The sequence below is a fragment of the Paenibacillus artemisiicola genome (assembly GCF_017652985.1).
Classification (GTDB): Bacteria; Bacillota; Bacilli; order Paenibacillales; family Paenibacillaceae; genus Paenibacillus_Z; species Paenibacillus_Z artemisiicola.
In genome coordinates, this window is sequence record NZ_JAGGDJ010000036.1 from 1 (window position 1) to 26,187 (window position 26,187).

Consider the following 26,187-nt stretch of genomic DNA (forward strand, 5'->3'; position numbering starts at 1 on the left):
CGCCGGGACCGCCCCCGCGGCCGCGGCGAGCAAAAAATGCAGACCGGCCGCGGCCAGCCCCGCGGCGCCGGTCACGAACACGGCGTCGCCGGGCCGCGCGCCCGCCCGGCGGATGGCCTTGCCGGCCGCGACCGTCCCCGCGACCGTCACGGCCACGACCAAATCCCGCGGCGACGACGTCGTGTCGCCGCCGATGACCGCGACGCCGTACCGCGCGGCGCACGCGTACAGCCCGTCGTAGAGCCGGCGCACGCGCTCCGGCCCCCAAGCCTTCGGCGCGCTGACCGACACCAGCGCGTGCCGGGGCGTGCCGCCCATCGCCGCGATGTCGCTCACGTTCGCGGCAAGCGCCTTCCAGCCGACGTCCTCCGGCGCCATCGTCGCGTCGTTGAAGTGGACGGTCTCCACCATCGTGTCGACCGCCAGCAGCCATTCCACCGGGCCGCCGGCATCCGGCGGCGGCCCCACGACCGCGGCGTCGTCGCCGATGCCGAGCACGACGCCCTGCGCAGCCAGCAGGGATGCCGGCTGCCGTTGATCCGTCCAATGGCGGATTCGCGCAAATTCATCCACGTCCGACCCTCCAATGGCAGCGTTCGCGATTCCGAGTAATTGTCCTTATTATATCGGCCCGTCCGCGGCCCCGCAACAAAAGCGGGCAAGGCCGCGCGTCGCCCGCGCGGCCTTGCCCTGATCGACGCGCTTGCATGCCGGCCGGTCCCCCGCATGCAAGCGCGTCGCTAGTGAATGTCCCGCTTCTTGAAGCGGCCGCCCTTGACGTCGTGAATGTTGCCGACCGCGAGGAACGCGCTCGGATCCAGCTCCTGGACGATCGACTTCATCTTCGCTTCCTCCAGACGCGTAATGACGCAGAAGATGACTCGCTTCATGCCGCCGGAGAAGGCGCCTTCGCCCTGCAGGTACGTGACGCCGCGGCCGAGGCGGCTCATGATGGCGTCGCCGATTTCCTTCGCTTCGTCGCTGATGATCCAGACCGACTTCGACTGGTCGAAGCCCTCCAAGGTGACGTCGATCATCTTGAAGGCGATGTAATAGGCGATGAGCGAGTACATCGCGCTGTCCCACGAGAAGACGAAGCCCGCGCTGCCGAGAATGAAAAGATTGAAGAACATGACGATCTCGCCGACCGAGAACGGCGTCTTCTTCGTGAACAGGATCGCGATGATCTCCGTGCCGTCGAGCGAGCCGCCGAAGCGGATGACGAGGCCGACGCCGATGCCGAGAATGACGCCGCCGATGACCGGCGCGAGGAACGTGCTGTAGGTGAGCGCCTTGACCGGATGCAGCAGCGTGGTGCCGATGGACATGACCGTGACGCCGTAGAGCGTCGAGAGCGCGAACGTTTTGCCGATCTGCTTATACCCGATGATAAGAAAGGGCAAATTGATCAAGAATAGAAAGATACCGAGAGACACGCCCGTGATATGAGACAAAATGATGGATATGCCAACGATGCCGCCATCGATGATGTTATTCGGCACGAGAAAAATCTCGAGCGCGACCGATACGAGCGCCGCTCCGATCGTGATGAACACGATCCGCCGAAGCAATTCGAGCTTGGTAAGCTTGTAATGCTGTTTCGCCATCTCTTCTCCCCCTGTCGCATGGATCCCGAAAAATCCATCTTCTTCTTCCATTATAACGCGTTTTCCTGCGATTTCAAAATCAAAAGCCGCGTTATCGCGATTTTTAGATCGTCTAAATCCGTCTATCTTCGAATTTCGTACATTTAATGTAACTTTTCACCATACTAAAGCAAGCATTTCGCTCGGAATTGAGCAGTGTCTAAAAGGAGATGCCATGCAGCCCCGGCGATGCCTTGCGGCCGGCATCCGGTTTCGCGTCCGTCCGCGTCTCCGCCGCCGCAAGCGGGCCTCGTTCCCGCGCGGCGAGCCTTCGCGGACGCGCGAAAAAGCCCGGGCAGCCTGTCCCGGGCTTTTTTCGCCGTACTTTGTTCGTACGCCGGCTTGCCGATTAGAACTTGTCGAAGACGTAATGGACGATAAAGTACAGCGCCCCGAAGAAAATAATGAGATAGGCCGCGTACTTGATGAACGTCGAGGCAACCAGACTGGAATCCGATTTCTGTTCGATATGACGCTCCTCGACATCGATATCGCGATGTGCCATTCGTATCAGCTCCTCTTCGTTTACGGCTTACAGCCGCTGTTAGGACTGATTTACCCCGCTTTCGGACTTGTCAATCAGCCCCGGCTCCCCCTTTGGCGCGCGAATAGACCGGGGCTCCCCGAGCGCCCGGCCGTGCTTATCATGCTCCCGCGTCTTCTATTCTCGGCCCGAAGGACCGGCGCAGCCGCCTCGCCCTACGCTTCGCCCTCTTCCTTCAGACGGTCGCAGGAGACGGTCTGGGTGTCGAGCGGGTTGGAGCCGACCTGCACCGTCGCCATGCCGTTCGCCTCGTCGACGTTCTCGATCCAAACCGATTGGCCGCCTAGATGAACGGCGAACGTGTCCTTCGAATTGTAAATTTCCATCGCGCGTTTCGTGTCCATAATTACTCCTTCGATTCGATGACCATCGTATCCGTGGTGGATTCTTCGATCAGCCCGTTATTCAGCGTTACCGTGCCGCCGCCCAAGCCCTCGTTAATCATCCGGTCGATGTCCATGAAATAATCTTCGCGTCCTTCGTGCTTCTTGTCGTTGCTCGACCCCGTAGGGGAGTTGCCCGCTTCGCTCATCCCTTCCGCCTCCTTCAGATGATTGATGGCCGTGCTAACGAAAATATGCCCGAATCGGCTTAGCTTCATGCATTCGGGGGAAGACTTAGGACTAGAGGAAGCTTGGCGCAATACGGCATCCGGGCGCTTGGCCGCCCGCACCCACAATCCGCGAGGAGGAACGCCTTTATGCATACCGTTTGGAAAGGGGCCATCAGCTTCGGCCTCGTTCACGTGCCCGTCAAAATGTTTAGTGCGACGGAGGACAAGGATATCTCGATGAAGCTGATCCACCGCGTCTGCGGCAGCAACGTCTCCTACATCCGCAAATGCCCGACCTGCGAGGTCGAGGTGGAATGGGACGACATCGTCAAAGGCTACGAATACGAGAAAGGGCGTTACGTCCTGTTCGAGAAGGACGAGCTCGAGCAGCTGTCCGGCGAGGCGACGAAGACGATCAACATTCTCGATTTCGTCGCGCTGGAGGAGATCGATCCGATCTACTTCCAGAAAACGTACTACCTCTCGCCCGACCAGGCCGGCGGCAACGCCTATAACCTGCTGCTCGAAGCGATGCGGCAATCCGGGCGGATCGGCATCGCCAAGGTGGCCATCCGGTCCAAAAGCTCGCTCGCGGCAATCCGCATCATCGGCGACTGCCTGGCGATGGAGACGATTTTCTATCCCGACGAGATCCGCTCGGTGAACCAGGTGCCGGGCTTGCCCGAGACCGTGAACGTCAACGAGAAAGAGCTCTCGATGGCGCGGATGCTCATCGAACAGCTCTCCACGCCGTTCGAGCCCGCCAAATACACGGACGATTACCGCGCCCGGCTGATGGATCTGATCCAGCATAAAATCGCCGGCGAAGAGGTGTCCGTCGCGCCGGAAGCGCAGAAGACGAACGTGCTCGACCTCATGGCCGCGCTGCAGGCGAGCCTCGAGGCCGTAAAGCTGCCGCCGAACGCGCCGGGCGGCCTGGATACGAGCACGGCCGGGGCTGCCGTGCCGGCCGCGGCGGGACAGCCGGCCGCCGCCGAAGGCAGCGAGGTCGTCGCCAAGGTGAAGAAGCCGCGCGCCCCGCGCAAGACGAAGAAGGAAGATACGGTGTCGTAGATGGAACAGACCTGGCCGCAGCCGTTGCCCGACGACCCGTCTCCTTTCGCCGGACCGGACGGCGACCGCTCCGGCCTGCCGCTTCCGATCCCGCTTCCGGCCGAGCCGATGGCCCCTCTCTCCGCGGCCGAGCTGCCGTCCGGCGACGGCTGGGGCTATCAGCTGAAGTGGGACGGCGTGCGCATCCTGGCCCGGTTGGACGGGAACGGCGGCGTGGAGCTGTTCTCGCGGAAGCTGTATTTGAAGAACGGCGTATACCCCGAGATCGCCCTCCTGCTGGAAGCGAAAGCCGGCGCGCTCGGCCGCTGCCTCCTGGACGGCGAAGTCGTCTGGTGGGACGGCATCCGGCCGAATTTCCAGCAGGTGCTCAAGCGGGAGCGCTCGCGCGGGCTGGCGCGCCAGCCGCTGTCCGCGGACGCCGCGCAGCCGGCGACGGCTATGCCGGATGCGTCGGCAGCTTCGGCCGCTGACATGGCGGCCGTCCCGCCGGCGAACGCCGGCTCGGCGGCGCGGCCGAACGCGGTCCGCGCGGCCGCGATGAAGCCGCTTCCCGCCGACGCCGGCGGCCGCAGCTCGTCCGGCGGACTCGTGTACGTGCTGTTCGACCTGCTGGCCGACGAGAGCGGCGATCTTCGCGCGCTCCCTTACGAGGAGCGGCACCGCCGGCTGGCCGCGCTGTGCGGCGACGGCGACCCCCGCTTGTTCGTCACCGACTTGTTCCCTGACGGCGAAGCGCTCTGGTCCTGGGTGGAAGCGAATCGGTGGGAAGGCGTCGTCGGCAAGCGGCTCTCGAGCCCCTACCGCGAAGGCAAGAAGCATCGCGATTGGCTGAAGAAGAAGACGGAGCTCGTGCTGGACGTCGACATCGTCGGGTTGAAGTGGCGGGGCGGCATCGTGGCGAGCCTCGTCATGGAGCTGGAGGGCGAGTATCTCGGGAGCGTCTCGCTCGGCCTGAACGAAGCGCTCCGCAGCGTGCTCGCTTCCACGTTCCGGCCGCAGCGGTCCCATTTGGCCGTCGTCGCCTGCCCGTTTCCCGCGCTGCCGGACGATCTGAAGCACGAGGACGTGCAGTGGCTGTCGCTGCCGTTCCGCTGCCGGGTGACGGGGCTCGAGCTGACGTCCGCGGGGCAGCTGCGCCATCCGAAGCTCGTGACGTTCCTGCCCAAGGAGCCGCTCGCATGAGCCGGGCCGTCAAAGGCACGATCGTGGTCGAAGGACAGGAGCTGACGGTCAGCAATCCCGACAAGCTGCTGTGGCCGGAGATGGGCATCACGAAGGCGGTGTTCCTGCAGCGTCTGGCCGGTCTCGCCCCGTGGCTGCTCAAGCATTGCCAGGACCGTTTGCTGACGACGATCCGGTTCCCGGACGGCGTGAACGGCAAGTCGTTCTACCAGAAGAACAGTCCGACGCCCGCGCCGGACTTCGTGGAGACGGAGCGGCGCGAAGGCATCGACTACGTGAAGCTGACCTCGCTGCCGGTGCTGCTGTGGCTCGGCAATCTGGCCTGCCTGGAATACCACGCCTCGTTCGACCGCGTCAGCGACCCGCTCCGCCCGACGGAGTGGGTGCTCGATCTCGATCCGTCGCTGGAGGAGGAGCCGCGCATCATGGAAGCGGCGCTGCTGGCCGGCGACCTGCTCCGCTCGCTCGGCATCGCCTCGACGCCCAAGACGTCCGGAGCGACCGGCGTTCAGATCATCGTGCCGCTCGTCAAGGATCTCACCTTCGACGAGCTCCGGCGCATCGGCGAGTTCGTCGGGTCGTACCTCTCGGACAAGCATCCGCGGCTGTTCACGGTGGAACGCCTGAAGAAGCACCGCGGGGACCTGATCTACGTCGATTATTTGCAGCATTATCAGGGCAAAACGATCATCGCGCCCTACTCTCCGCGGGCGCGCGCGGCGGCGAGCGTCTCCACCCCGCTGCACTGGGACGAGGTGCGCCGCGGCGCCGCGATCGCGGACTACCACCTGCTGAACATCGAAGAGCGGCTTCACCGCGAGGGCGATTTGCTGGACCGCATTCCCGCCCAGTCGCTGCGGCCGATCCTAACGTTCATCGGGAAACGGTGAACCGCCGGTTGGGCCCATGTTTGTTCGCGACGCATCAAGGCCGCCATTCGACGAATGGCGGCCTTGACGTTTTGCTATGGATTCATGGCGCGGCCGGCGCCGATCGGGCTCCAGGTACCGTACCCGGTACCGCTCTTTCGGCCAAATCGCCGAATTCTGCTCCTGTACCGCACCTGCTACCGCTCTTTCGGCCAAATCGCCGAATTCTGCTCCATGTACCGTACCTGGTACCGCTCTTTCGGCCAAATCGCCGAATTCTGCTCCATGTACCGTACCTGGTACCGCTCTTTCGGCCAAATTGCCGAATTTCTGCTCCATGTACCGTATCTGGTACCGCTCTTTCGGCGGAAGCCGCCGTCAGCCGCGGCCCGCCGGCCTCTGCCTTCCCTACTTCAAAATCTCTTCGACCCGCGCCAGCACGTCCTCGCTCAGCACGACGCCGGACGCTTTCGCGTTCTCGACCACCTGCTCCGGACGGCTTGCGCCGACGAGCGCGCTCGCCACGTTCGGCTGGCGGAGAATCCAGGCCAGCGCCAGCTGACCCGTGGAGATCTCGAGCTCCGACGCGATCTCGGACAGCGCCCGCACTTTCGCGAGCTTCTCTTCCGTGATGCCCTTGCGCACCCATTCCAGCTTGTTCGCGCGGCTGTCGGCCGGGATGTCCGCGAGGGACGTATATTTGCCCGTCAGCAAGCCTTGGGCCAGCGGGGAGAACACGACTTGTCCGATGCCGTTCTTCTCGCCGTACGGGATGACTTCCTTCTCGATGTAACGATCGAACATGTTGTAGACCGGCTGGCTGACGACGATGCGGTCCAGCAGGTAACGGTCCGCCGTGCCCAGCGCGTCCGCCATCTGGGACGCCGTCCATTCGCTCACGCCGGCGTACAGCACCTTGCCCTGCCGGATCAGGTCGTCGATCGCGCGCAGCGTTTCCGTCAGCGGCGTCTCCGGATCGTACCGGTGGCAGTAAAAAATGTCCACGTATTCGGCGCCGAGCCGCTTCAGGCTCGCGTTGGCCTGCTCGATGACGTGCTTGCGGGACAGCCCGCGGTCGTTCGGTCCGTCGCCCATCGGCCAGAACGCTTTCGTCGCCAGGACGTAGGAGTCCCGTTTATAAGCTTTCAGCGTCTCGCCGAGCAGCGTCTCCGCCGCGCCCCGCTCGTACACGTTCGCCGTATCGAAAAAGTTGATGCCGAGGTCGTAAGCTTGCTCGATCGCCTTGACCGCGTTCTGCTTCTCGACGTAACCGCCGTAGGTCAGCCAGCTGCCGAGGCTGATTTCGCTTACTTTCACGCCGCTTCCGCCCAGTCTTCTGTATTGCACCGCAATCCCTCCAAGCTTGATTTTGTGGATCGTGACGGGCTTTCGATTCCAGCCCTTATGCCAGCCCTTCTATTCTATCAGCGGCCGCTCGCAAATAGAAAGTAGTGAAATAAATCTCATTATATTATACCGATTATATCTGCTATACTTAAGGTAACTATGTTCAAGGGAGGCTGAAACCCGCATGACCCTAAGCAATTACGTCCCGAAAGAACCTGCCGTGATCGAGTGCAACATCGAGAAAACGTTGGATGTCATCGGAGGCAAATGGGCCTTCCTCGTGCTTCGCGAGCTGTTCTGCGAGAAGCGCCGCTTCGGCGAGCTGCAGCGGCTCATTCCGGACGTCAGCCCGCGCGCGCTGACGAGCACGCTCCGCCACCTGGAAACCCAGGGCGTGCTGGAGCGCCACGTCTTCCCGACCGTCCCCGTGACGGTTGAATATTCGCTCACCCCGAAGGGCATGGACCTGCACTGCATTTTGCACGAGATGAAGCTGTGGGCCGCCAAGTGGACCTAATCGCCCCGTCGCCTCGGATCATACATGAAAGAGCAGGCGGAACGCGTCGTTCCGGCCTGCTCTTCTTCGTTGACGGGGCGGCTACAGGCCGACGATCCGCTGAATCATTAGGCTGCGCTTGCAGGAGAGGTCGACGAATTCGCCGCCGATCCGGACGAGCGGCGCCTCTTCATCGTGCGGATTGATGTAGACGACCTCGCCGATCCGGCCGTCGGTCAAGAGCACCTGCTGCCCGACCAGCCGGGTCGTGACGTTCTCCAGGAACACCGAGATGATCCCGGGATCCAGTTGACCGAAATAGCTTTCGCGCAGCTGCCGGAGCACCTCGTAGAAGGGCAGCGCTTTATGGTAGGGACGGTCGGACGACATCGCATGGAAAATGTCCGCCACCGCCACGATTTTGCTGAACGGGTCGATGTGGTCGGCGGTCAGCTCGAGGGGGTAGCCGGATCCGTCCTCGCGCTCGTGGTGCTGCAGGGCGGCGAGCGCGGCGCGGTAGCTGACGCCCTCGGTCTTCTTCAGCATCTCGTAGCCAAAGAGCGTGTGCTTCTTGACGAATTCGTACTCGTCCGGCGTCAGCTTGCCCGGCTTGTTCAGGATGTCGTCCGGGATCTTCACTTTGCCGATATCGTGCAGCGTGGCGGCAACGGTAAGCGCTGTCAAATCCGCTTCGCCCAAATCCAGCCACCGGCCGATCATCGCGGCGAGGACGCCTACGCCGATGTTGTGCTCGTACGTGTAATCGCCTTGCGCCTTGACCGCTTCGAACAGCTCGAACACGTTCGGATGGCTTGCCGCCCGCATGACCGCCGGCGCGACCTCCGCCTGCAGCTCCAGAATCGGCACCCGGCCCGTGCCCCGGGCGTCTTCGAACAGCGACTTGGCGCGCGCGACGGCGGCGCCGACCGCTTCGCGGGGCGGCACGGCCGTCGGCGTCGCGGGCTCTGCGGGATCGGGCACGACGGATACGTCCTCGATTCCGTGCCTCTCGAGCAGCGCCAAATGCTCTTCGCTCAGCCGCACGCCGGCCGGCAGCACGGTCACCCCGAAGGCGTTGACCAGATCGTGTTTTGCGATTTTCCCCAAATAATGCCGCATGGCAATGGCGCCTCCACCGAATCGATATTGTCGATCATTTCCAAGGTAAATCTTGGACGATAAGTTTACAATACCACGAGATCGCGCCTATTGTCCTATGGTATTGTTTTACAATTCCGAAACAAAAGGCCTTAAGACCCGTCTCGCAGCGGCGGTCGGAAGGCGTACCATGCAAAAAAGCCCCCTCGGCGAGAGGGGACTTCGGACCTTCCTACATGTCGCCCGCCATCAACGCCAGCGTCCAGCGCTCGATCTTGTACGGCTGCGGCTTGTACTTGCGCCGCACCGGCTTGTTCCGCGCGTAATCGGCGATATCCGGCCGGCCGCGCTTGCGCAGCGCGTTTTTCGAACGGTGCAGCACCATCTTGACCGCGGGCACGGTGCACTGCAGCCGGTCCGCGATATCCTGGTACGTGTAATCGAAGACTTCCGCCAGCAGGAGCATCTCCGTTTCGCGTTCGGACAGCAGCTCCGTCAGCCACTCCACCATCCCCCGCACGGACGCGTAATCGGGGTCGTGATGCGGCTGCTGCATCGCCTCTTCGATCGGAACGGTCAAGCCGCGGCGCCTGCGGTGCGCGTCGATCTGCAAATTGCGGGCGATCTTGTATAACAACGAACGCGGGTGACGCAGCCTCCCCGTATCCCGGTACTGCTTGAACGCCCGAAGCAGCGACTCCTGCATCAAATCCTCCGCCTCCCATTTCGAAGACGTCAAATAGCTGCAATACGCCCGCACGTGCTTCAGGTGCGGCCTCACGGCTTCTTCGAACTCGGTCCACGGCTGCATGCTTTCGCCCCCTTGCTTGTAATGATGTTCGGCTTATCCAGCTCTAAGTCTAGCAGGCCATTATGAACCTCATGTGAAAAAAGGGAGCCGAAAGGCGCTTCAAAAAACCTCATGCCCGCCTGGCGGCGGACATGAGGCTGCGTCGGGCATGGCGCGCGGGTCGCCGGCACGTCTGCCTATTCGTCGATCGTATCGAAGGACAACTCGTTGGCGTTGGAGCCCGGCGTCACGTACCATTTGCCGTCTTTCTTCTCCATGCCGTAGAGCGTCACGGTCTTCACGGCGAAGTTATCTTCCGTCGTGCCGTCCTTCGCGGTCATATCGTAGCGGAAGGCCACGAGCACGAGCGCATGGTCCGCGTCCAGCTCGACGACGGCGCTGCGCGTAACGGCCGCCTTCAGCGCGTAGTCGGGATCCGAGATCAAGCCCTCCACTTCGCCGGCGTCGTCTTCGATGCCTTCGTCGCCCGGCAGCAGCGTCGCTTTATACGCGTTGAGATCGGCTGCGTTGATGGCCGCCGTCTGCGCGTTCACCAGGTCGTTCAACGCGGTCTTGTCCGCGTCGGGCGCTTGAATTTCCTGCGCCCAGAGACTGTTCTCGTCGAGCACCGTCGACGAATCCCAGTCGACCAGGTAAATCGCCCACTTGCCGTTCGCCTCGCGGTGCAGCGTGTAATAGATTTCGTACTCCATGTTCGGGAAGAAGCCGTCGCCGCTCACCTTCGTCGCGTCCTCTACCGTGTACACGACCGCCTCCGAAGGCGAGTACGAATCGAGCGCCATGTCCACGAAATCCGTCTTGCTATGAATCTTCGCGAACTGCTCGCGAATGCTGTCCGAGAGCGCGTCCTTCAGCGGGGATTGGGAATGGAACAGCGCCAGGTACGCGTCCGCGTCCTGCTTGTCCTCGGCGGCCGCCAGCCCTCTCACCGCGGCGAACGCTTCTTCCTGCTGCGCGGCGGTCGGCTTCTTGTCCGCGATCGTGACGATCTTCTTGACGCCGTCCCATGCGACGTCCTTGTCCGACAGCGTCGCGATGAAGCGGACGCCGACCATCGTCCGGCCGTTCAGCAGCTTCATCTCGCCGTTGACCGGCACCTTGGCGCCGTCCACGAGCGCCGTCGTGCCCGTCGGCGTCATCTGGATCGTGCGGGCGTCCGATTTCGCCTTGATCGTTTTGGTCGAGGCGTTGTAATCGATGGCATATCCGAGCTTCGCGAAGAGCGTGCGGAACTCCACGAAGGTTTTGCCGTTCAGCAGTACGGGCGGCGCCGGGAAGATGACCCATTCCCCGTTCAATTTGACCTTGATGTTCGTCGGCGCGGTTGCCGCGGAAGCCGTTCCGGCGAATGCCGCGAGCGCGATCATAAGGGATAATGCCAGTCCAAGCCAACGTTTCATAGTAAACCTCTCTCTCTTCTAATGACAAATCATAGTTGAATCTACCTTAGCGTACTTGATCTTACAGGCATTGGCAATACGCCAATAGTTGCAAGCCGCGCGGCCGCACGGCCGTTACCGCCGCGCCCGCGCCCAGCGCCGGAACAGCCGGACGCACAGCGTCACCCAGCAGGCGCTGACCCAGTAGCCCGCCAGAATATCCGTCGGATAGTGCACGCCGAGATAGACGCGGCTCAGGCCGATGCTCGCGATCATGATGCCGCTGAAGACGAGCAGCGCCGCGCGCCAGCCGCGGTTCGGCAGATGGCGCCACAGCAGGTAGGTCGCGAGGAAGTAGAACGTGAACGCCGCCATGGAATGGCCGCTCGGAAAGCCGTAGCCCTGCTCCTCGACGATCCGGTGAATGTCCGGGCGGGCCCGCTTGTAGATCGGCTTCAGCGCGTCGTTCAGCAGCGTCGAGCCAAGCATGCCGCCGATGAGCAGCACGAGCTCCTTGCGGTGCCGGAGCACGACGGCCAGGAAGACCGCGAGGACGAGCACCGCCGGGATGACGACGCTCGACGAGCCGATCTTGCCCAGCGTCTTGGCGACGGACGTCAGCGCGTCGCTCTCCCAGCCCTGGACCGTGCGGATGATCGAGGTATCGAACTGTTCGAGCTTGTTGCGCGACACGAGCATCGCCAAGCCTTGAAAGCCCGCTGCGGCAAGGATAAGCAAGATAATCCACATCGTGAAGCAGCCTCCGTTTTTAGCATGATTCGTCTATTATAGCGGCTGCCGGGGACTGCCGGCTACGGTTAATTTCCCGCAAAGCAGGGCGGGAAAAGCAAAATGCCGGGAAGTCTCGTGGACTTCCCGGCATTTCGCGGACGGGCAGGGGCCTCTGCCCTTGACCGTCCGGTTTGCGCTTCGCGCCGAACGGATCGGCTTACAGGCTGCCGTTCTTCTGCAGCAGCAGATAGAGACGGTAAATCATTTGCGCGGTTTCCGCCCTCGTCGCCTGGCCCGTCGGGTTCAGCGCCGAGCCGCTGCCTTGGACGACGCCCGCTTTCACCATGTCCGCCGCGGCGTCGACCGCGTACGGCGCCAGCTTCGACGTATCCTTGAAGCCGCTCAGATCCGCCGGCGCGCCGCTCAGCTCCAGCTTGCCGGTCACGTCCATCGCCCGGCTCATGAGCACCATCATGTCCTGACGCGAGATGAAATCGCGCGGGTTGAACTTGTTGTCGCCCGTGCCGTTCGCGATGCCGAGCGCTTTGACGATCCCAAGCGCCTTATAGTAGTAGTCGTTCGCGCTCACGTCGCTGAAGTTGGATGTCGCATCCGCCTTCAGGTCCAGCATCCGGACGAGCATCTCCATGAAGTCGGCGCGCGTAATGCGTTTGCCCGGCTCGAAGGTCGCGGACGACGTGCCGTTGATGATGCCCTTGTCGGCCAGCACCGCGATCGCGTCCTTCGCCCAATCGTAATGGGCATCGACGTCCTTGAACGGGTTGGCCGGAATGACCGGGGTGCCGCCGTTGCCGTTGTTGCCGTTGTTGCCATTGTTGCCGTTGTTGCCATTGTTGCCGTTGTTGCCGTTGTTGCCGTTGCCCGGATTCGCCGCAGTCGTTTCGCTCGACGTGAAGCTCCAAACATCGGAGCGCGTCAGACCGCTGTATGCATCCTTCGCCACGGCGTACCACTGATAGTAATTATCCTTCGTTACGCCGTTCCACGTTACGGAAGCCGTGCTGCCGCTTGCGACGTTCTCCAGCTTGCCGATCGATTGATCCGTGTATACCTTGACGCCAAAGTAATCCGTCGCGACCTGCTTGTGCATCGGCTGCAGATCGACGTCCAGGTCGAACTCGTCCTTGCCCGGATACGTGGTCGGGTCATAGTAGTTGTAGTCGTCCAGGTACGGCGAGTACGTCTTCACGTGAATCTGGTTGTTCTTCGTATCGAACTGGAGCAGACGGATGTAACCGAGTCCGCCCTTCTCCGCGCCTTGGTAGTCGGCCAGCAGCTGGTATACCTTGCGGTCCGTCACGCCGTCTCCGTTGTCGTCGATTTCGTCTACCAGTTTCTCGGCATCGTGATAGTGGCCGCACAGTACCGCGATGACGTTCTTGTTCGGCACGACGACGCGTTCGTGGATTTTCTCCGAGATCGGCGCGCGGTTATCGGATACGAGCAGATACTCGTGGAAGTCGAGAATCGCCTTGCGGTCCGGGTACGCCTTGACCACGTCGTCCATCCATTGGATGTCCTCATCGCGGATATCCCAGCCCATGTAAATCACGATAAAGTCATTGCCGCCGGCCGAGATCAAATCGTAGTGGCCGCGGTTATTCTCGTAGGAACCGCCGTAGGTCGGCTGCTTCTTGAAGCGGTCCTCGCCGAAGTATTGATAGAATTTCGTGTAGTCGGCGAATTGATGGGATACGTCATGGTTGCCCGCAAGCACGCCGTAAGGCACGTTCGCATCCTCGAGGACCTTCATGTCCTTGTCGGCTTCTTGCCACTGGTATTCCTTGTCCGCCTCGTCGACGATATCGCCGGTGTGGATGACGTACTTGATGTTCATGTCGTCCTTGTGATCGACGATCCACTGTACGTTGCCCTCATAAATCTCCGGATAACTCTCGGAGTAGTACTGGGTGTCGGACATCCAGACGAAGCTGAAATCATAATCGTCCTGCTTCACCGGCAGCTCGTCCTGCACCATGACATGAATCGTGCCGTCTATGGCGTAATCGCCGGCTTTCACTTCCGAGGACAGCGTGAACTCTTCGTTGCCCGCGACCTTGCTGTCCAGCATCTTCCACGCCTTGTCCGCGGCGCTCCACGCGTACAGGCTGACTTTACGGCCCTCCAGCGACTTGCCCTTCCAATCGATTTCCACACTGTCCGTGGCCTTGACGGACTTATCGAGGTTCACCTCGAAGCGGTGGTACGGGAATTTCTCGTCGGAATTATTCACCAGGAATTGACCGTCATCCTTGCTGATCAAGCCGTAATCTTCATCCGTGAACGCCGTCTCGCCATCCGGCTTCAGCGTCTTCGGCGGCTCGACGTCCGACGCGTTCTCGAAGGCCGAGAAGCCCGCGCGATGGTCGGCGTCGAACAGATAGCCTTTCAGGAAGTCGACGTTCATGGCGTCATTCGACGGATCCGTCACGTTCACGGACAGGTTCGGCGCTCCGTTCTCTCCATCCGCCGGCGAGACCAGCTCGGGCTTCAGCGGGTTCTCGTCCGGCACGTCGAACGCAATCGTCTTTTCGACTTTGTTCCCGACGTTGTCCTCGGCACTGATGACGAGCTTATGCTCGCCGGGGGTCAGCTTCCCGGAAGACGTCGCGTACGGCAGCGCGATCTCTTTGCCGTCCAGCGTCGTCTTGGACGACTTGACGCCCGATACGGCATCCGTAATCCCCGCGTTAATCGAGAATGCGCCGCGGTACGTCTTGCCGTCTTCCAGGCTCGGCGTGATGGCCGGCGCGGTGTTGTCGACCTTGATCGTCGCCTTCACCTGCTCGTGCGCGGCGTTCTCCACCGTGACGGTATGCTCGCCGTCCGCCAGCTTGGTCGTATCCAGATCGTACGCCTGCGATTTCAGATCGCTTGCCGCGAGCGGAAGCTTGAAGTCCACGACCGGATTTTTGCCCGCGCTGTCGCCCATTTTGATTTCCGTCGCCGGATTCGCGCGGTCCTTATCGTAGATCACGGTGCCGTCGGCCAGCACGAGGCGGACGTTCTTGACCGTGAAATCGTCTTTGTTCTCTTCCGGACGATCGTCGAACGGCGAAGACTTCGTGCCCGCCCGAATCGAGAGGACGTTATCGCCTTCCGTCAGCCGGCTCGCTTCGATCGGCACGGTCAGCGTCTGGTACGTGTTGATCGGATCCATGAACGTGTACAGAATCTCTTGGCCCATCGTCACGCCGTTCTTGAAGTAATAGTTGACCGAGTTCGCTTCGAACGCGAAGGACGGATCCTTCTCGAGCGCATGGTACGTATCCGTCGTCTGCGCCTTGCCGTCGATGCTCAGCTGCAGCGTGTCCGGAGCGGCGCTCTCCGCCGTTCCCTTCACGGCCTTCGTGCCGCCGATAATATCGCCGTTCTTCAGGTTCAAGCGAAGCGGGGAGCGGTCCGGGCCGCCGGTAATCGCGACCGTGGCCGGATCCGTCGTCACGGTATTCGTGCCGTCGGACACTTGGAAATAGTATTGCAGCGCCGTCTTGCCGATCAAGTCCGGCGAATACAGCTTGAAGTGGTACAGCGCGTCGTTATAGTCGCGATACAGATACCGGCTCGCGTACCCGGCGTCCTTGTTCGTCTTGTAGAACAGCTTCACGGACTTCACGCTCAGATCGTCCTGCGCGTACGCTTCGATCGCCAGGTCCTTGGACTGGTCGATGCTCGTCACGCCCGTCAGATCGGTCACCGTCGGCTCCGCTTGATCGGCCGGCGTCGCGACCGGGATCGCCGGAACTTGCTCCGGGGTTACGCTGCCCGGCGTCGGCGTGGCGGTGCCGGCGCTCAGCTTGATCATCGTCGAGCTGCCGTTGGTCGGATAGCCGAAGACGATCGCCTTGTCCGTCGCCGTTTCCGTGACGGAACCTTCATAATAGGCGGCGGACACGTCCGCGTGCGTGTTCGTGCCGATGACGAGTCCCCGTTTGCCGGAGTTGGCCATGCCGTCGGAATGGATTTTGAAAATGTCTTTGTTCTCCGTCAGGTTGGCATGGTAGAAGCCGTTGAAATCGGCCACCGTTTTGGTGCCGTTGGCCGCGTTGATGATCCAGAACACGACCGTCTTGCCCGGCTCGATCATGACGTCCTCGCTCGGGCTTTCGAACGGCCAGACGAGGTCGGCGTCCGGACCCGAGTCCGTGTACCGGTAGTACAGCTTGTAATCCTTCAGGTTGACGGCCTTGTCGGTGTTGTTGTACAGCTCCACGAACTCGTAGCCGTCCGAGCTGCCGACGTTCGTGCTGTTTGGCACGAGCTCCGTTACGAGCAGCGGCGGAACCTTCTGCGGATCGAAATCCGGCACGTTCACGTCGACGGTATAGGTATCCGTCTTGACCGTGTTCTTCGCGTCCTTGACTTCGATGTAATAGTCGAATTTCGCTTCCTTCAGCTCGCCGCGCGGAATGTCCGCCAGATACGTATGGCCGGACGTGACCGTCATCGGCATGGACGAATACGTCGTTTGCGACTGCGTTTTGTAATACACCGTCGCCGACACGGGGTCGAAATCGCCGTTATCGCTTTCTTTGTTCGTGATGTCCGCGGTGATCTGCAGGTTGACGTTCGTCTCCGCGCGCGTCACCGGCGTATGCGCGATGACCGGCGGCTCGTTCGTGCCTTCTTCCGGGAGGGAAACCGGCTGCTTCGGAACTTGAGTCAGGCTGACCTCGCCCGGCGACGCGGCAGTGTCGCCCGCCGAACCGAACAGCATGGCCGTCGTGCCGTCGTCCGGATACTTGTATTGGATCGGCTTGTCTTCGATGTTGCTCACTTGGCCTTCATAGTGGGCCGATACGATCTCCTGGTTCGCGGAATTGCGGAACACGATGCTTCTAGCGCCGCCATTCGCCATGCCGTCATTGGCTATTTTGAACAGGTTTTGACCTAGCTTTAAACTTGTGCCGAAGTGGTCGTTGAACGCCTGCTCGGTCAAATCCTTGCTGGAGGCGTTGGCGATCCAAAGGACGGCCGATTGCTGGGACGGAATGATGACGTCGCCTGTAGCCCACTGGGTTTCCTTGGTCTGGTTCGTGTACAGATAGATCAGCTTGTAATCGTTCAAGTTAATCTCGCGGTTCGAATTGTTGTAGACCTCGATGAATTCGTATCCGTCCAGGGAGTCGCCTCCCGTCGGCTGCACGTTCGCCGAGTTCGGGTTCAGCTCCGTGACGAGCAGCGCCGGCACGTAGTTGTAGTTCATGCTCGCGCGGACGTTAACCGTGTACACTTCCGTATCCTTGGAACCCGTACCGTCGGCCGCTTCGATGTAATATTGCAGCTTGCTCTCGGTGAGCTTCTCCTTCGGAATCGCCGCTTCGTACGCGAACTCGTCGGCCGTCGAACGGTCCTCGTTCTTCGTCATCGGCAGCGCCGTGTACGTCGTTTCCGAGTTCAGCTTGTAGTAGACCGTCGCGCCGACTTTCGCCGCGTCCGCGCCGTTCGGGGACAGCTTCGCCATCAGCTCCAGGTCGCTGTCGTCGATCGCGTCCGTCACCGGCGTATGCGCGATCGTGACCGGCGTCTGCGGCAGCTGCGGTTCTTGGTTGCCGTCGTCCGGCGTCTGCGTCGGCACGAGGACGCTCTCCGCGGTACCCGGGGTGGCGGCGTGTACGCCTGTCGCATACTCGCCATCCGTCACCATGTTCATCTTGGTGCTGCCGTCGATCGGGTAAGAATAGAAGATGCCTTTGTCCTTCACGGTCTGGGCATCGTTTTGATAAGAAGCGGACACGACTATGTTGCCGTTCTTGTCCTTGATATTCAGGTCGCGCGGTTGACTGTTATGCATACCGCCGCCACCGGCCAACCGAAAGAGATTGCTGCCTTCGACAAGCTTCCCGCCATCAACCAATTTGTAATTAGCGTTAAAATCATCAGCAGACATCTTCGTGTTGGCCTCGTTCATTACCCAAAACACGATCGAACCTTTAGCCGGAATAATCGGGTTATCGCCGGCTCTAACCAGCCCCCAAGTGGCATCCACATCTTGATGGGTACCATCCAAGTAATGGTAGTCGATGCTGTAATTATCAAAAAACGTAACCGGTGAATTTGAATTGTTATAGACTTCAATAAATTCAAAAGCATCCTTTGCATCCGTAATATCCGGTACGTTCGAACTATCCGGCACAAGCTCCGTAATCAACAGCTTCGGTACCTTCGCAAAATCGAATCCCGCCTGCGCGCCGTCCGCGCGGACGATGCTCGAGCCGTAAGGGCTCATGATTCCCAACAACAGACTTGCCGTCGTCAACGCGCCGAGTGCCGGCTTGACGAGCTTTCTTCTACCCACGAGATGTGCACGCTCCGTTTCATGTTGTGTGCGGTCATCGCTGCGAGGCGCCCCCTCCGCTAGACTGCCAAAAAATAAAAAACGCGTTTTTTTAGTTTATAAAGTATTTGTGTGCCGGAAGTTAATGCCATGTTGAAATCTCGTAAACATTTCCATTAGCCGTAAAATCTGCATGCAATTGGTCGAATAGGGGCAGGCGTCAATTGAAACGGCCCGAACGAGGAAGGGTGAACTTTGTTTACGAAGAGGCAATCGGGGAACTTCCTTCGCTGATATCGAAAGCGCAAGGCACAGGCCGCCAGTACAAAAAACCGCCCGCCGCGCTCCGTTCAGGAGGCGGCTGGGCGGCATGCGCGAAGCGGTCATGCGAGGAGGCTAAGGGGCGAGCGAGAGCCAAATGGCCGTTTTGTCGTCGGACTTCTTTACCCGCGGGAATCGCGTGCAGTCCGGGTCGGTCTCTTCGAGCTCCGCGACCCATTCCATGTACGGACGCAAGCCCTTCTCCCGGACGAGCGCCGCGATTTCGATGGCGCTGTCTTTGTCCGATTCGCCCGGCGGCTTCGGCATGTACAGGCCATCCGTGAACAGCAGCAGCGCGGCGACGTTGGAGGTGCTGATCCGGCCGGTTTCCACGAAATCCGCGCACGCGGGATCGCCGTTCAGCGAGCCGTAGCCGCCCCGGCGATTCGCGAGGGCGCGGCCGGCGATGATTTGGCCCTTCGTATGGTCCCACAGCTCTGCTTTCGTGCGAAGACCCGCTTGGACGCCCTGCAGCCAGACGGCCTTCGTCCGGTCGTCCACGTGCGCCAGCTGGTCATGCGTCAGGATACGGATGGTGCCGTCTTCGTAATAAACGGCGATCATGCAGTCCCCGAGCTGCGCGTATTCGATCCAAGTCGGTCCGACGCGGACGAACGCGGCGCAGGCGCTCCAGAGCGCTTCCGGCACATCCGGGGAAATGCCGGCCTCCGCCATCGCCGTCCGCAGCCGCGCGTTCGCGAACGTCAACAGCTCATCCAGGCTCGCGCCGGCCAGCTCATCGCTTCGGCACGCTTCCGCCGCATGCCGCGCGGCCAAATACCCGCCGGTCTCCCCGCCCGGTCCGCGGTAAGGGGCGAGCGACGTCGCCCCGTCGAGCACGCCGAAGAGCCCGAGACGCTCCTCGCGGACGACCGCGTCCTCGTTCCAGGTTCCGACGCCCTGGATCGTTTCCACCGTAATGCGCATGTTCCGATGCCTCCTCGTTGCGGCGCCAAGCCGCGCGTTCTCGTACCAGCTTAAGCCAGCTTCCGCCGGCTTGGCAAGCCGCGGTACCGGCCGGGACAGGACGGCAGGGTACGACCCGATCTCGTCCGGTACCTTAATCCCGCGCGACCTTGACGATCGTTCGGCCGCGGACGCCGCCCTTCAATATCGCGGGCAGCGCCTCGGGCAGCCGGTCGAGCGCAAGCTCGTCCGCCTCCATCGCCTCCAGCCGCTCCGGCTTCCAGTCGGTGCCGATGCGCCGCCACAGCGCCTCGCGCAGCGGCGCGGGACAAAGCACGGAATCGATCCCGAGCAGGTTGACGCCGCGCAGAATGAACGGGAATACCGTCGCGGGGAACTCGCCGCCGCCCGTCAGTCCGCTCAGCGCGACGGAGCCGCCGTAGCGGATCGTGCTCAGCACGTACGGCAGCGACGGGCCGCCGACGGGATCGACCGCCGCCGCCCACCGCTCGGCGCGAAGCGGTTTGCGCTCCCCTTCCGGCGCTTGGAGCGCCTCGCGCCCGATAACGTCGCGCGCCCCGAGCAGACGCAAGTAGTCGTGCTCGGACGCCTTGCCCGTGCTGGCGGTCACGTCGTACCCCGCGCGGGCCAGCATCGCGACCGCATGACTCCCGACCCCGCCCGTCGCGCCCAGCACGAGCACCGGGCCCGCGCCGGGCGCAAGGCCGTTCGCTTCGAGCCGATGCAGCGACAGCGCGGCGGTAAAGCCGGCCGTGCCGACGAGCATCGCTTCGCGAAGGGTCAGGCCCGGCGGCCGGGACGTCAGCCAGTCGCCCGGCACGCGGGCGTACTCGCTGTAGCCGCCGAAACGGCCGGTGCCGAGCTCGTAACCGGTCGCGATGACTTCGTCGCCTTCGCGCCAGCGCGGATGCGACGAAGCGACGACCGTGCCCGCCAGATCGATGCCCGGAATCATCGGATACGCGCGCAGGACGCGTCCCCCCGGCGTGGCCGCCAAGCCGTCCTTGTAATTGATGCCGGAGTAGGCGACGCGGATCGTCACGTCCCCTTCGGGCAAGTCCGAGAGCCGCAGCTCGCGGACGCCGATCTCGAACCGGTCGTCTTGCTTATCGACTACGACCGCTTTGAACGTCTTCATCTCCATGGGCGAACCCTTCCCTTCTCCTGCCTTCGCTGTTGCTTTCGCTTTCGCCTTCGAATCGAATAGCGCTCCCCTTAGCATACCGCTACCGGGCGCGATTACAAAATACCGCAATGGTACCGCCATCCGGTACCGCCGTCCGCATCGGACGCGAATCAAAAAACCGCCCCGCCGCCAAGAAGGCGACGGGACGGTCAATTCACGCGCTATCTCCATAACGAGCCGCCGGGCCGCGGACAATCCTTCGCCGCCAGCTTGGCCCGGACGCGGACGAAACAGCCGCAGTGGGCGCAGGTCGTGCCGTACTGCAGCGACGGACAAGCGGCGCACTGATCCAGCCTCGCGCCGTATCGCCCGTCGTCGACGCAGTCGCCGGGATGCAGCGCCAGCTTGCCGAGCACCCGCTCGATCTGCTCCTCGGTCGCATGCACGGAGGCGCCGCAGCCTTTGCAGAGCTTCCGCTCCCCCGTCTTTGTCGCCGGCATGCGCCTTACCCGATTCGCAGCATCGCGACGGAAGCGGCGGGCAGCGTCACGCGAATCGTGCCATCGGCTCCGCGTTCCGCGCCCGCGAACGGCACCGGACGCACGCGGTCCGGCTGCTCCGGCGTATTGTGCGCGTTCAGCGCGTCGCCCTGCAGCAGCGTGCCGGCGATCGGCGCGTCCGGGGCGGACAGTCCCCGCAGTTCGAGCGACAGCGCGGCCGCTTCGTCGTGGCTGAGGTTGCACAAGCTGACGTGCAGCGCGCCGTCCTTGCCGCGGGAAGCGGACACGCTCGTCTGCGGAATGGAGACGCCGCCGACCGTGTACGGTGCGGCCGCGAAGTCCAGATCCAGCAGCTCCGCGTCGTGATGCGCCTTGAACATGTCGAAGACATGGTAGGTCGGCGTCAGCGCCATCCGGTCGCCCTCCGTCAGGACGACGGCCTGCAGCACGTTGACCGTCTGGGCGATGTTCGCCATCCGGACGCGGTCGGCGTGCTTGTGGAAAATATGCAGCGTCGCGGCGGCGACAAGCGCGTCCCGCATCGTGTTTTGCTGATAGAGGAAGCCCGGATTCGTGCCCGGTTCGACGTCGTACCAGGTGCCCCATTCGTCGACGATCAGGCTGATGCGCTTGGCGGGGTCGTACCGGTCCATGATCGTCTTGTGCTTCCCGATCAGCTCGTCCATGACGAGCGCCTTGCGCAGCGTGCCGAACCAGGCCTCCGCCCCGAAATCCGTAGCCGACCCTTTCTCCGCCCAAACGCCGGGAATCGTATAATAGTGAAGCGTCAGCCCGTCCATGAAGCGCCCGGCTTCGCGCATGAGCACGTCCGTCCATGCGAAGTCGAAGTCGCTCGCGCCGCACGCGATCCGGAAGATCCGGTTGTCGCCGTAATTGCGCACGTACGTCTGGTAGCGCCGGTATTCGTCGGCGTAATATTCCGGGCGCATGTTGCCGCCGCAGCCCCAATTCTCGTTGCCCACGCCGAAATACGCGACTTTCCACGGCTGCGCCCGGCCGTTCTCCGCGCGAAGCGATGCCATCGGCGACTCGCCCCCGAACGTCAGGTACTCCACCCATTCCTGCATTTCCTGCACCGTGCCGCTGCCGAGGTTGCCGTTGATGTACGGCTCGCAGCCGAGCAGCTCGCAGAGCAGCATGAATTCGTGCGTGCCGAAATGGTTGTTTTCGACGACCCCGCCCCAATGCGTGTTGACCATCCGCTTGCGGTCCGCGCGTGGACCGATGCCGTCCTTCCAGTGGTACTCGTCGGCGAAGCAGCCCCCGGGCCAGCGCAGCACCGGAATGTTCAGCCCTTGAAGCGCTTGCAAAACGTCGTTGCGGATGCCCTTCGTGTTCGGAATCGCGGAATCCTCGCCGACCCAAATGCCTTCGTAGATGCAGCGTCCCAGATGCTCGGCGAAATGCCCGTATAGATTGCGGTTGATGGTGCCGATCGGACGATCGGCGTTAATGACGGCGCGATTGGTCATGCCTGTTGTCAGCCTCCATGATTAATAATTTTGTTAATCAATAAACAAAACATTAACTCCCGTTCTCATTAAACCTCATGTCGCGCCGTTTTTCAATGCTTTCGCCTAATAAATCAGCTTGTGGTCCGACAAAATCTTCGCGAAATCCCGCTGCCGGATCGTCACGTCGGTTCGGCCGAGCGTAATGTCCAAATCCAGCTGCAGGTCGGCCAAGGCCCCGACCAGCGCGAGGAGCGCGTCCCCGCTCTCTTCGACGCTTCGCTCCTCGGAACCCGGCCCGACGTAAATACCGAATCGCGAACCGGACGCGATGACGGACGGGTCGTAACGGTACGGCGGGAAAGGCACCGTATGCAGGAGCGGGCCGTCCGCCTCGGCTTGCTCCGTGAAGACGATTTCGGGGAAGCAGTCCGATCCCGGGAAGAGCTTGAAGAGCGCCGCCTCGCACGCTTGCTTCGTCTCGCGCTCCCACGTCGCGCCCAAATAATCATCCGCCAGCCCGCCGCCCGCCTTCCTGCGGACCTCGAACCGGATCCCCGCGTTCCCTTCGGGACGGACGGCCGCCCAATAGTCGCCCTCCTGGATCCCGTATTCGATGGCCTCCACATGGAAGTGCGCCTGCGGATACGTCGCGTTCAAATAACGGGCCACATCTCGCCGAAACCAATATTTTTGGATCGGATCCCCGCTGCCCGTCAGGAAAAAGACCAATTTCCAAACAAGTACTACAATTCCAATAATTACTAAAATTAGGATGATTCTGACTAGATTTTTTCGCAATACGTCCATCCTGCCGCCTCATTTCTTGCGCGATCCTATATATGCAGTGTAAGTTTATTTGCCTTTTCTACCAAGTCCCTATTTTTTAACGGTACCTGTACGGGACTTGCGGCACGCCCGAGAGCCGCTCCGGAGAGCGGTGCCGGGCGGCGGGACTTATGGGGCGGCGGCGCGGCCGGGGCCAGGGGCGTCAGAGGATGGGCCATCCCGTGGCGGCACAGTGGGAGTGGCCGGGGCTCATCGTCGCGAGAGGCGACAGCGGCTCGCCATCGTTCAGCGGATCGCCTGATGCGGGGCGGCGGGGGCTTGCCCATCGGGATCGGTCCGTGTTCGGCGCGGAGCGGCCTTGGCCCGCCGTGGCGGAGGCGGCCGTTTGCCCCTGAACGCGGCGCCGGTGCTTGCACTTGCGGGCAAGGCCCTCGCGCGGAGCGGAAGCGGCCGTTTCCGGCGGCGCGGGCGACGGTGGACGGTTCCCGCTGTGGCGTTAGCGACAACCGTTGGCCCGGTACGCAGCGCCGACTACCTAGCTTATCGCGCAGGAATTGCTCGACTCCGACTTTTTGCGGACATACGTTCCGTTATTTGACCATATTGCCGCCATTTTGCGATTTCGCGGTCAGGAGAGCCGCTATTTGCTCAAATTCGCTACAACTAACGACCTCGCAAACCAAATAGCGGCGCCTGTGGCCGCCAAAACGCAGAAATCGCGAGTTTCGCGCGAATAACGGATTTCCTGTCCGCTCACACGGCATCCTCCCCGTCCTGGTAATGCCAACGTAACCACGGATCGACGTGCCGCTCGGGGCTGCACGCCAACGAGTCGACCGGCTAACGGGCCAATCGCGCGTTGGTCCGACGGTTCGGCAATCTGGCGAATCGACCAAGCCATCCGCCTGTCCGCAAACCCTTCATGTTAGCGAGCTTCAAACCTGGCAGCCCGCCGTCGCGAAGGTCGACCGCCAAGAGGCGGCACGGTCGCTGCCCAGCGAAAACCCGTTCACCGCACAAAAAAAGGCACCCCCAAGGCCAATTGATCGGCTTTGGAAGCGCCATGAAAAATGCTAGTGATGCTGCTTTCCGTACAAACCGCTGACCGCACGGCGCGGGAGAGCCGCTTCGCCTCGACCATCGCCCGATCGCCCGCGCGAGACAGTCGCTTCGCCTTGTCTGTCTCCCGATCGCCGGCTCGGAACGCCCGTTCCGTCCCCGCTGTCGCCCGACCGCCATCACGGGACGGCCGCTCCCCCTCGGCCATCGCCCCGACCGCCGCCCAAACCGGGTCTCCGCGCCTTACACCCGCTCGAACAACCCCTGCTTCTGATCCTCGACCGCCATTGCGCGGACCTCGAAATGCTTCTTCTTGCCCGTCGCCGTGTACGGCAGCTCGTCGATGAACCGGTAGAAGCGCGGCCGCTTGTACGTGGCCAGCATGAGGTGCTCGCTGCAATACTTGCCGAGCTCCTTGGCCGTCAGCGACGGGTCCGACTTGATGACGTACGCGACGACGGATTCGCCGCGCAGCTCGTCCGGCACGCCGACGACGACCGCTTCCTGCACCTTCGGATGCTGGTTCAGGATTTCCTCGACCTGGACCGGATGGATGTTCTCCCCGGAGGAGAGGATCATGTCGTTCTTGCGGCCGACGACCGTGACGAATTCATTCTCGTCCCATGTGCCCATGTCCCCGATGTAAATCCAGCCTTTATAGAACACCTTGCGGCTCTCGGCTTCCTTGTTGACGTACGTGTACGCCGTCTTGCCGACGGACCGCACGATGATCTCGCCGACCTCCTTGCCGTCCCGCGCGACGACGTCGTCCGGCTCCGCTTTGCGGTCGGGATAAATCTTCACCACCGCCACGTCGTCGTCCGTGCAGGAGCGGCCCGCCGTGCCGGCCATATCCGGCAGGTCGAACGGGCGCAGGAACGTGTTCCAGAACGCCTCCGTCGTGCCGTAGCCGTTGAAAATATTCGGCGTCAGCGTCTGCTGGTACCGGATGCAGTCTTCCTTCTCGAGCGGCGCCCCCATCGTGACGATGCCCTTCAGCCCGCTCAGGTCGGCCGGATGCTTCAGCTGCTGCTGGTACAGCATCTTCAGCATCGGCGGCGCGCCGATCACGAACGTCAGCCCGTAGTCCGGGATGTACTCCAGCACGGTCTTCGGGTTGAAGTGGCGCATGATCACGACCTCGCCCCCGACGAACAGCGTCGGGTTCGGGCCCCCGGAGTGCAGGCCGCCGCGGTGGAACCACGGGCTCATGTTCATCGTCCGGTCCATCGGCGTCAGCGGAAAATGCATCGCGACGTCGTGGGCCGACAGCACGTCGTTCACGTTGTTGAGCGGCACGCCCTTCGGCTGCCCCGTCGTGCCGGACGTGTACAGCCGCGTATTTTCCTCGTAAATGTGCTTCGGCGCGAGCGGCGGATCGTCCTCGGAACGGTCCCGGACATAGTCGGCATAGGTCACATGGCCCTCCGGCGCTTCGTTCTGCCCGGTAAAATCGGCCATGACGACCCGCTTCGGCCGGTGCTCGGCCATGGCGAGCGCCTGCAGCGCCGTCTCACGGAACTCGCTGTCGTAGACGAACACCGCCGGCTTGCTGTCGTCGAGGATGAACGCCGTCTCCCCCGGGGAGAGGCGGAAATTGATCGGATTGTTGATCGCGCCGATCTTCTGCGGAGCCAAGAAGCTGAAAACGAACTCGGCCGAGTTCGGCAGCTGGTACGTGACGACCTCGCCCCGTCCGACGCCGTCCGCCAAGAGCGCGCGGGCGAACCGGTTCGCCTCGCGGTTGAGCTCCGCGTACGTCCACCGAAGCCCGCGCAGCGGGTCCGTCAGCGCGGGTCGATTCGCAAACCGGCGGGTATTGCGCAGAAATCCGTTCAGATACGTAAACGAATGCTCGAACGTCTCCTTGAACATCCCTGCGTCGTAGGTTAAATCGTGCTCCATTTCCATGCGGTCCATGTCTCCTCCACCTTTCGATAACGCATATAATTGGCGATCGTCCC

At 62.1% G+C, this 26,187-nt stretch carries 21 protein-coding genes; 4 read left to right on the forward strand and 17 right to left on the reverse strand.

Features of this window, described 5'->3' with window-relative positions:
• The 5 genes from I8J29_RS25645 to I8J29_RS25665 form a co-directional block, all read right to left on the reverse strand.
• Nucleotides 1-573: thiamine-phosphate kinase (locus I8J29_RS25645; protein ID WP_208850228.1), on the reverse strand; the 573-nt coding region annotated here is incomplete at its 3' end.
• A gap of 167 nt (nt 574-740) precedes the next feature.
• Nucleotides 741-1,607 (reverse strand): YitT family protein, encoded by an 867-nt coding sequence (locus I8J29_RS25650; protein ID WP_090644066.1) that lies wholly within the window; start codon nt 1,605-1,607, stop codon nt 741-743.
• Nucleotides 1,608-1,995: 388 nt separating this feature from the next.
• The gene (locus tag I8J29_RS25655; protein WP_177222274.1) at nt 1,996-2,151 is read right to left on the reverse strand and encodes a hypothetical protein; all 156 of its coding nucleotides are present in this window, start codon (nt 2,149-2,151) and stop codon (nt 1,996-1,998) included.
• Nucleotides 2,152-2,345: 194 nt separating this feature from the next.
• The gene (locus I8J29_RS25660; RefSeq protein WP_208850229.1) at nt 2,346-2,534 is read right to left on the reverse strand and encodes an H-type small acid-soluble spore protein; all 189 of its coding nucleotides are present in this window, start codon (nt 2,532-2,534) and stop codon (nt 2,346-2,348) included.
• Between the two features lie 2 nt (nt 2,535-2,536).
• Entirely contained in the window at nt 2,537-2,722 is a 186-nt protein-coding gene (locus I8J29_RS25665) for a hypothetical protein (RefSeq protein ID WP_090644062.1), read from the reverse strand.
• Between the two features lie 168 nt (nt 2,723-2,890).
• On the opposite strand from I8J29_RS25665, the gene ku reads away from it, so the two are divergent.
• The 3 genes from ku to ligD are packed head-to-tail and all read left to right on the forward strand — an operon-like array spanning nt 2,891 to nt 5,889.
• A complete protein-coding gene (gene ku / locus I8J29_RS25670; protein ID WP_208850230.1) occupies nt 2,891-3,817 on the forward strand; it encodes a non-homologous end joining protein Ku in 927 nt (308 codons plus the stop codon).
• Nucleotides 3,818-4,999, forward strand: a complete 1,182-nt coding sequence (locus I8J29_RS25675; RefSeq protein WP_208850231.1) for an ATP-dependent DNA ligase — start codon at nt 3,818-3,820, stop codon at nt 4,997-4,999. It begins immediately after the preceding gene.
• On the forward strand, nt 4,996-5,889 hold the full coding sequence (gene ligD, locus I8J29_RS25680; protein ID WP_208850232.1) for a non-homologous end-joining DNA ligase: 894 nt from the start codon (nt 4,996-4,998) through the stop codon (nt 5,887-5,889). Before I8J29_RS25675 ends, ligD begins: the two co-directional genes overlap by 4 nt.
• Nucleotides 5,890-6,276: 387 nt before the next feature.
• Here ligD and I8J29_RS25685 read toward each other — a convergent pair whose 3' ends face one another.
• Nucleotides 6,277-7,215, reverse strand: coding sequence for an aldo/keto reductase family protein (locus I8J29_RS25685; protein WP_208850233.1), 939 nt, complete (start codon nt 7,213-7,215; stop codon nt 6,277-6,279).
• Between the two features lie 184 nt (nt 7,216-7,399).
• Here I8J29_RS25685 and I8J29_RS25690 point away from each other — a divergent pair, with 184 nt between their 5' ends.
• A complete protein-coding gene (locus I8J29_RS25690; RefSeq protein ID WP_090644051.1) occupies nt 7,400-7,732 on the forward strand; it encodes a winged helix-turn-helix transcriptional regulator in 333 nt (110 codons plus the stop codon).
• Between the two features lie 81 nt (nt 7,733-7,813).
• On the opposite strand, the gene I8J29_RS25695 is transcribed toward I8J29_RS25690, so the two are convergent.
• The 11 genes from I8J29_RS25695 to I8J29_RS25745 form a co-directional block, all read right to left on the reverse strand.
• Nucleotides 7,814-8,830, reverse strand: coding sequence for an HD-GYP domain-containing protein (locus tag I8J29_RS25695; RefSeq protein ID WP_208850234.1), 1,017 nt, complete (start codon nt 8,828-8,830; stop codon nt 7,814-7,816).
• Between the two features lie 211 nt (nt 8,831-9,041).
• On the reverse strand, nt 9,042-9,620 hold the full coding sequence (locus I8J29_RS25700; RefSeq protein ID WP_208850235.1) for an RNA polymerase sigma factor: 579 nt from the start codon (nt 9,618-9,620) through the stop codon (nt 9,042-9,044).
• 176 nt (nt 9,621-9,796) lie between these two features.
• Complete coding sequence (locus tag I8J29_RS25705) at nt 9,797-11,020, reverse strand: copper amine oxidase N-terminal domain-containing protein (RefSeq protein WP_208850236.1); 1,224 nt, start codon at nt 11,018-11,020, stop codon at nt 9,797-9,799.
• A gap of 114 nt (nt 11,021-11,134) precedes the next feature.
• Nucleotides 11,135-11,749, reverse strand: a complete 615-nt coding sequence (locus tag I8J29_RS25710) for a phosphatase PAP2 family protein (RefSeq protein WP_208850237.1) — start codon at nt 11,747-11,749, stop codon at nt 11,135-11,137.
• A gap of 199 nt (nt 11,750-11,948) precedes the next feature.
• Nucleotides 11,949-17,546, reverse strand: a complete 5,598-nt coding sequence (locus I8J29_RS25715; protein ID WP_208850238.1) for an S-layer homology domain-containing protein — start codon at nt 17,544-17,546, stop codon at nt 11,949-11,951.
• Nucleotides 17,547-18,425: 879 nt separating this feature from the next.
• Nucleotides 18,426-19,277 carry a protein phosphatase 2C domain-containing protein gene (locus I8J29_RS25720; protein WP_208850239.1) on the reverse strand — a complete coding sequence of 284 codons (852 nt, stop codon included), beginning with the start codon at nt 19,275-19,277 and terminating at the stop codon, nt 18,426-18,428.
• A gap of 133 nt (nt 19,278-19,410) precedes the next feature.
• Nucleotides 19,411-20,415, reverse strand: coding sequence for an acrylyl-CoA reductase family protein (locus tag I8J29_RS25725; RefSeq protein WP_208850266.1), 1,005 nt, complete (start codon nt 20,413-20,415; stop codon nt 19,411-19,413).
• A 209-nt stretch (nt 20,416-20,624) separates the two neighbouring features.
• Nucleotides 20,625-20,903 (reverse strand): hypothetical protein, encoded by a 279-nt coding sequence (locus I8J29_RS25730; protein WP_208850240.1) that lies wholly within the window; start codon nt 20,901-20,903, stop codon nt 20,625-20,627.
• 5 nt (nt 20,904-20,908) lie between these two features.
• Nucleotides 20,909-22,396 carry an alpha-N-arabinofuranosidase gene (locus I8J29_RS25735; RefSeq protein WP_208850241.1) on the reverse strand — a complete coding sequence of 496 codons (1,488 nt, stop codon included), beginning with the start codon at nt 22,394-22,396 and terminating at the stop codon, nt 20,909-20,911.
• Nucleotides 22,397-22,501: 105 nt separating this feature from the next.
• A complete protein-coding gene (locus I8J29_RS25740) occupies nt 22,502-23,185 on the reverse strand; it encodes a YfjL-like protein (RefSeq protein WP_476703917.1) in 684 nt (227 codons plus the stop codon).
• 1,281 nt (nt 23,186-24,466) lie between these two features.
• Nucleotides 24,467-26,143, reverse strand: coding sequence for a class I adenylate-forming enzyme family protein (locus tag I8J29_RS25745; RefSeq protein ID WP_240546491.1), 1,677 nt, complete (start codon nt 26,141-26,143; stop codon nt 24,467-24,469).
• Nucleotides 26,144-26,187 lie beyond the last annotated feature (44 nt).

Coding starts and splice junctions, on each gene's coding strand:
- I8J29_RS25660 (WP_208850229.1), bottom strand. CDS start 2,534: ATGGACACGAAACGCGCGATGGAAATTTACAATTCGAAGGACACGTTC.
- I8J29_RS25655 (WP_177222274.1), bottom strand. CDS start 2,151: ATGGCACATCGCGATATCGATGTCGAGGAGCGTCATATCGAACAGAAA.
- I8J29_RS25675 (WP_208850231.1), top strand. CDS start 3,818: ATGGAACAGACCTGGCCGCAGCCGTTGCCCGACGACCCGTCTCCTTTC.
- ku (WP_208850230.1), top strand. CDS start 2,891: ATGCATACCGTTTGGAAAGGGGCCATCAGCTTCGGCCTCGTTCACGTG.
- I8J29_RS25705 (WP_208850236.1), bottom strand. CDS start 11,020: ATGAAACGTTGGCTTGGACTGGCATTATCCCTTATGATCGCGCTCGCG.
- I8J29_RS25715 (WP_208850238.1), bottom strand. CDS start 17,546: ATGCATAACAGTCAACCGCGCGACCTGAATATCAAGGACAAGAACGGC.
- I8J29_RS25650 (WP_090644066.1), bottom strand. CDS start 1,607: ATGGCGAAACAGCATTACAAGCTTACCAAGCTCGAATTGCTTCGGCGG.
- I8J29_RS25730 (WP_208850240.1), bottom strand. CDS start 20,903: ATGCCGGCGACAAAGACGGGGGAGCGGAAGCTCTGCAAAGGCTGCGGC.
- I8J29_RS25700 (WP_208850235.1), bottom strand. CDS start 9,620: ATGCAGCCGTGGACCGAGTTCGAAGAAGCCGTGAGGCCGCACCTGAAG.
- I8J29_RS25710 (WP_208850237.1), bottom strand. CDS start 11,749: ATGTGGATTATCTTGCTTATCCTTGCCGCAGCGGGCTTTCAAGGCTTG.
- I8J29_RS25665 (WP_090644062.1), bottom strand. CDS start 2,722: ATGAGCGAAGCGGGCAACTCCCCTACGGGGTCGAGCAACGACAAGAAG.
- I8J29_RS25735 (WP_208850241.1), bottom strand. CDS start 22,396: ATGACCAATCGCGCCGTCATTAACGCCGATCGTCCGATCGGCACCATC.
- I8J29_RS25745 (WP_240546491.1), bottom strand. CDS start 26,143: ATGGACCGCATGGAAATGGAGCACGATTTAACCTACGACGCAGGGATG.
- I8J29_RS25725 (WP_208850266.1), bottom strand. CDS start 20,415: ATGAAGACGTTCAAAGCGGTCGTAGTCGATAAGCAAGACGACCGGTTC.
- I8J29_RS25690 (WP_090644051.1), top strand. CDS start 7,400: ATGACCCTAAGCAATTACGTCCCGAAAGAACCTGCCGTGATCGAGTGC.
- ligD (WP_208850232.1), top strand. CDS start 4,996: ATGAGCCGGGCCGTCAAAGGCACGATCGTGGTCGAAGGACAGGAGCTG.
- I8J29_RS25695 (WP_208850234.1), bottom strand. CDS start 8,830: ATGCGGCATTATTTGGGGAAAATCGCAAAACACGATCTGGTCAACGCC.
- I8J29_RS25740 (WP_476703917.1), bottom strand. CDS start 23,185: ATGGACGTATTGCGAAAAAATCTAGTCAGAATCATCCTAATTTTAGTA.
- I8J29_RS25720 (WP_208850239.1), bottom strand. CDS start 19,277: ATGCGCATTACGGTGGAAACGATCCAGGGCGTCGGAACCTGGAACGAG.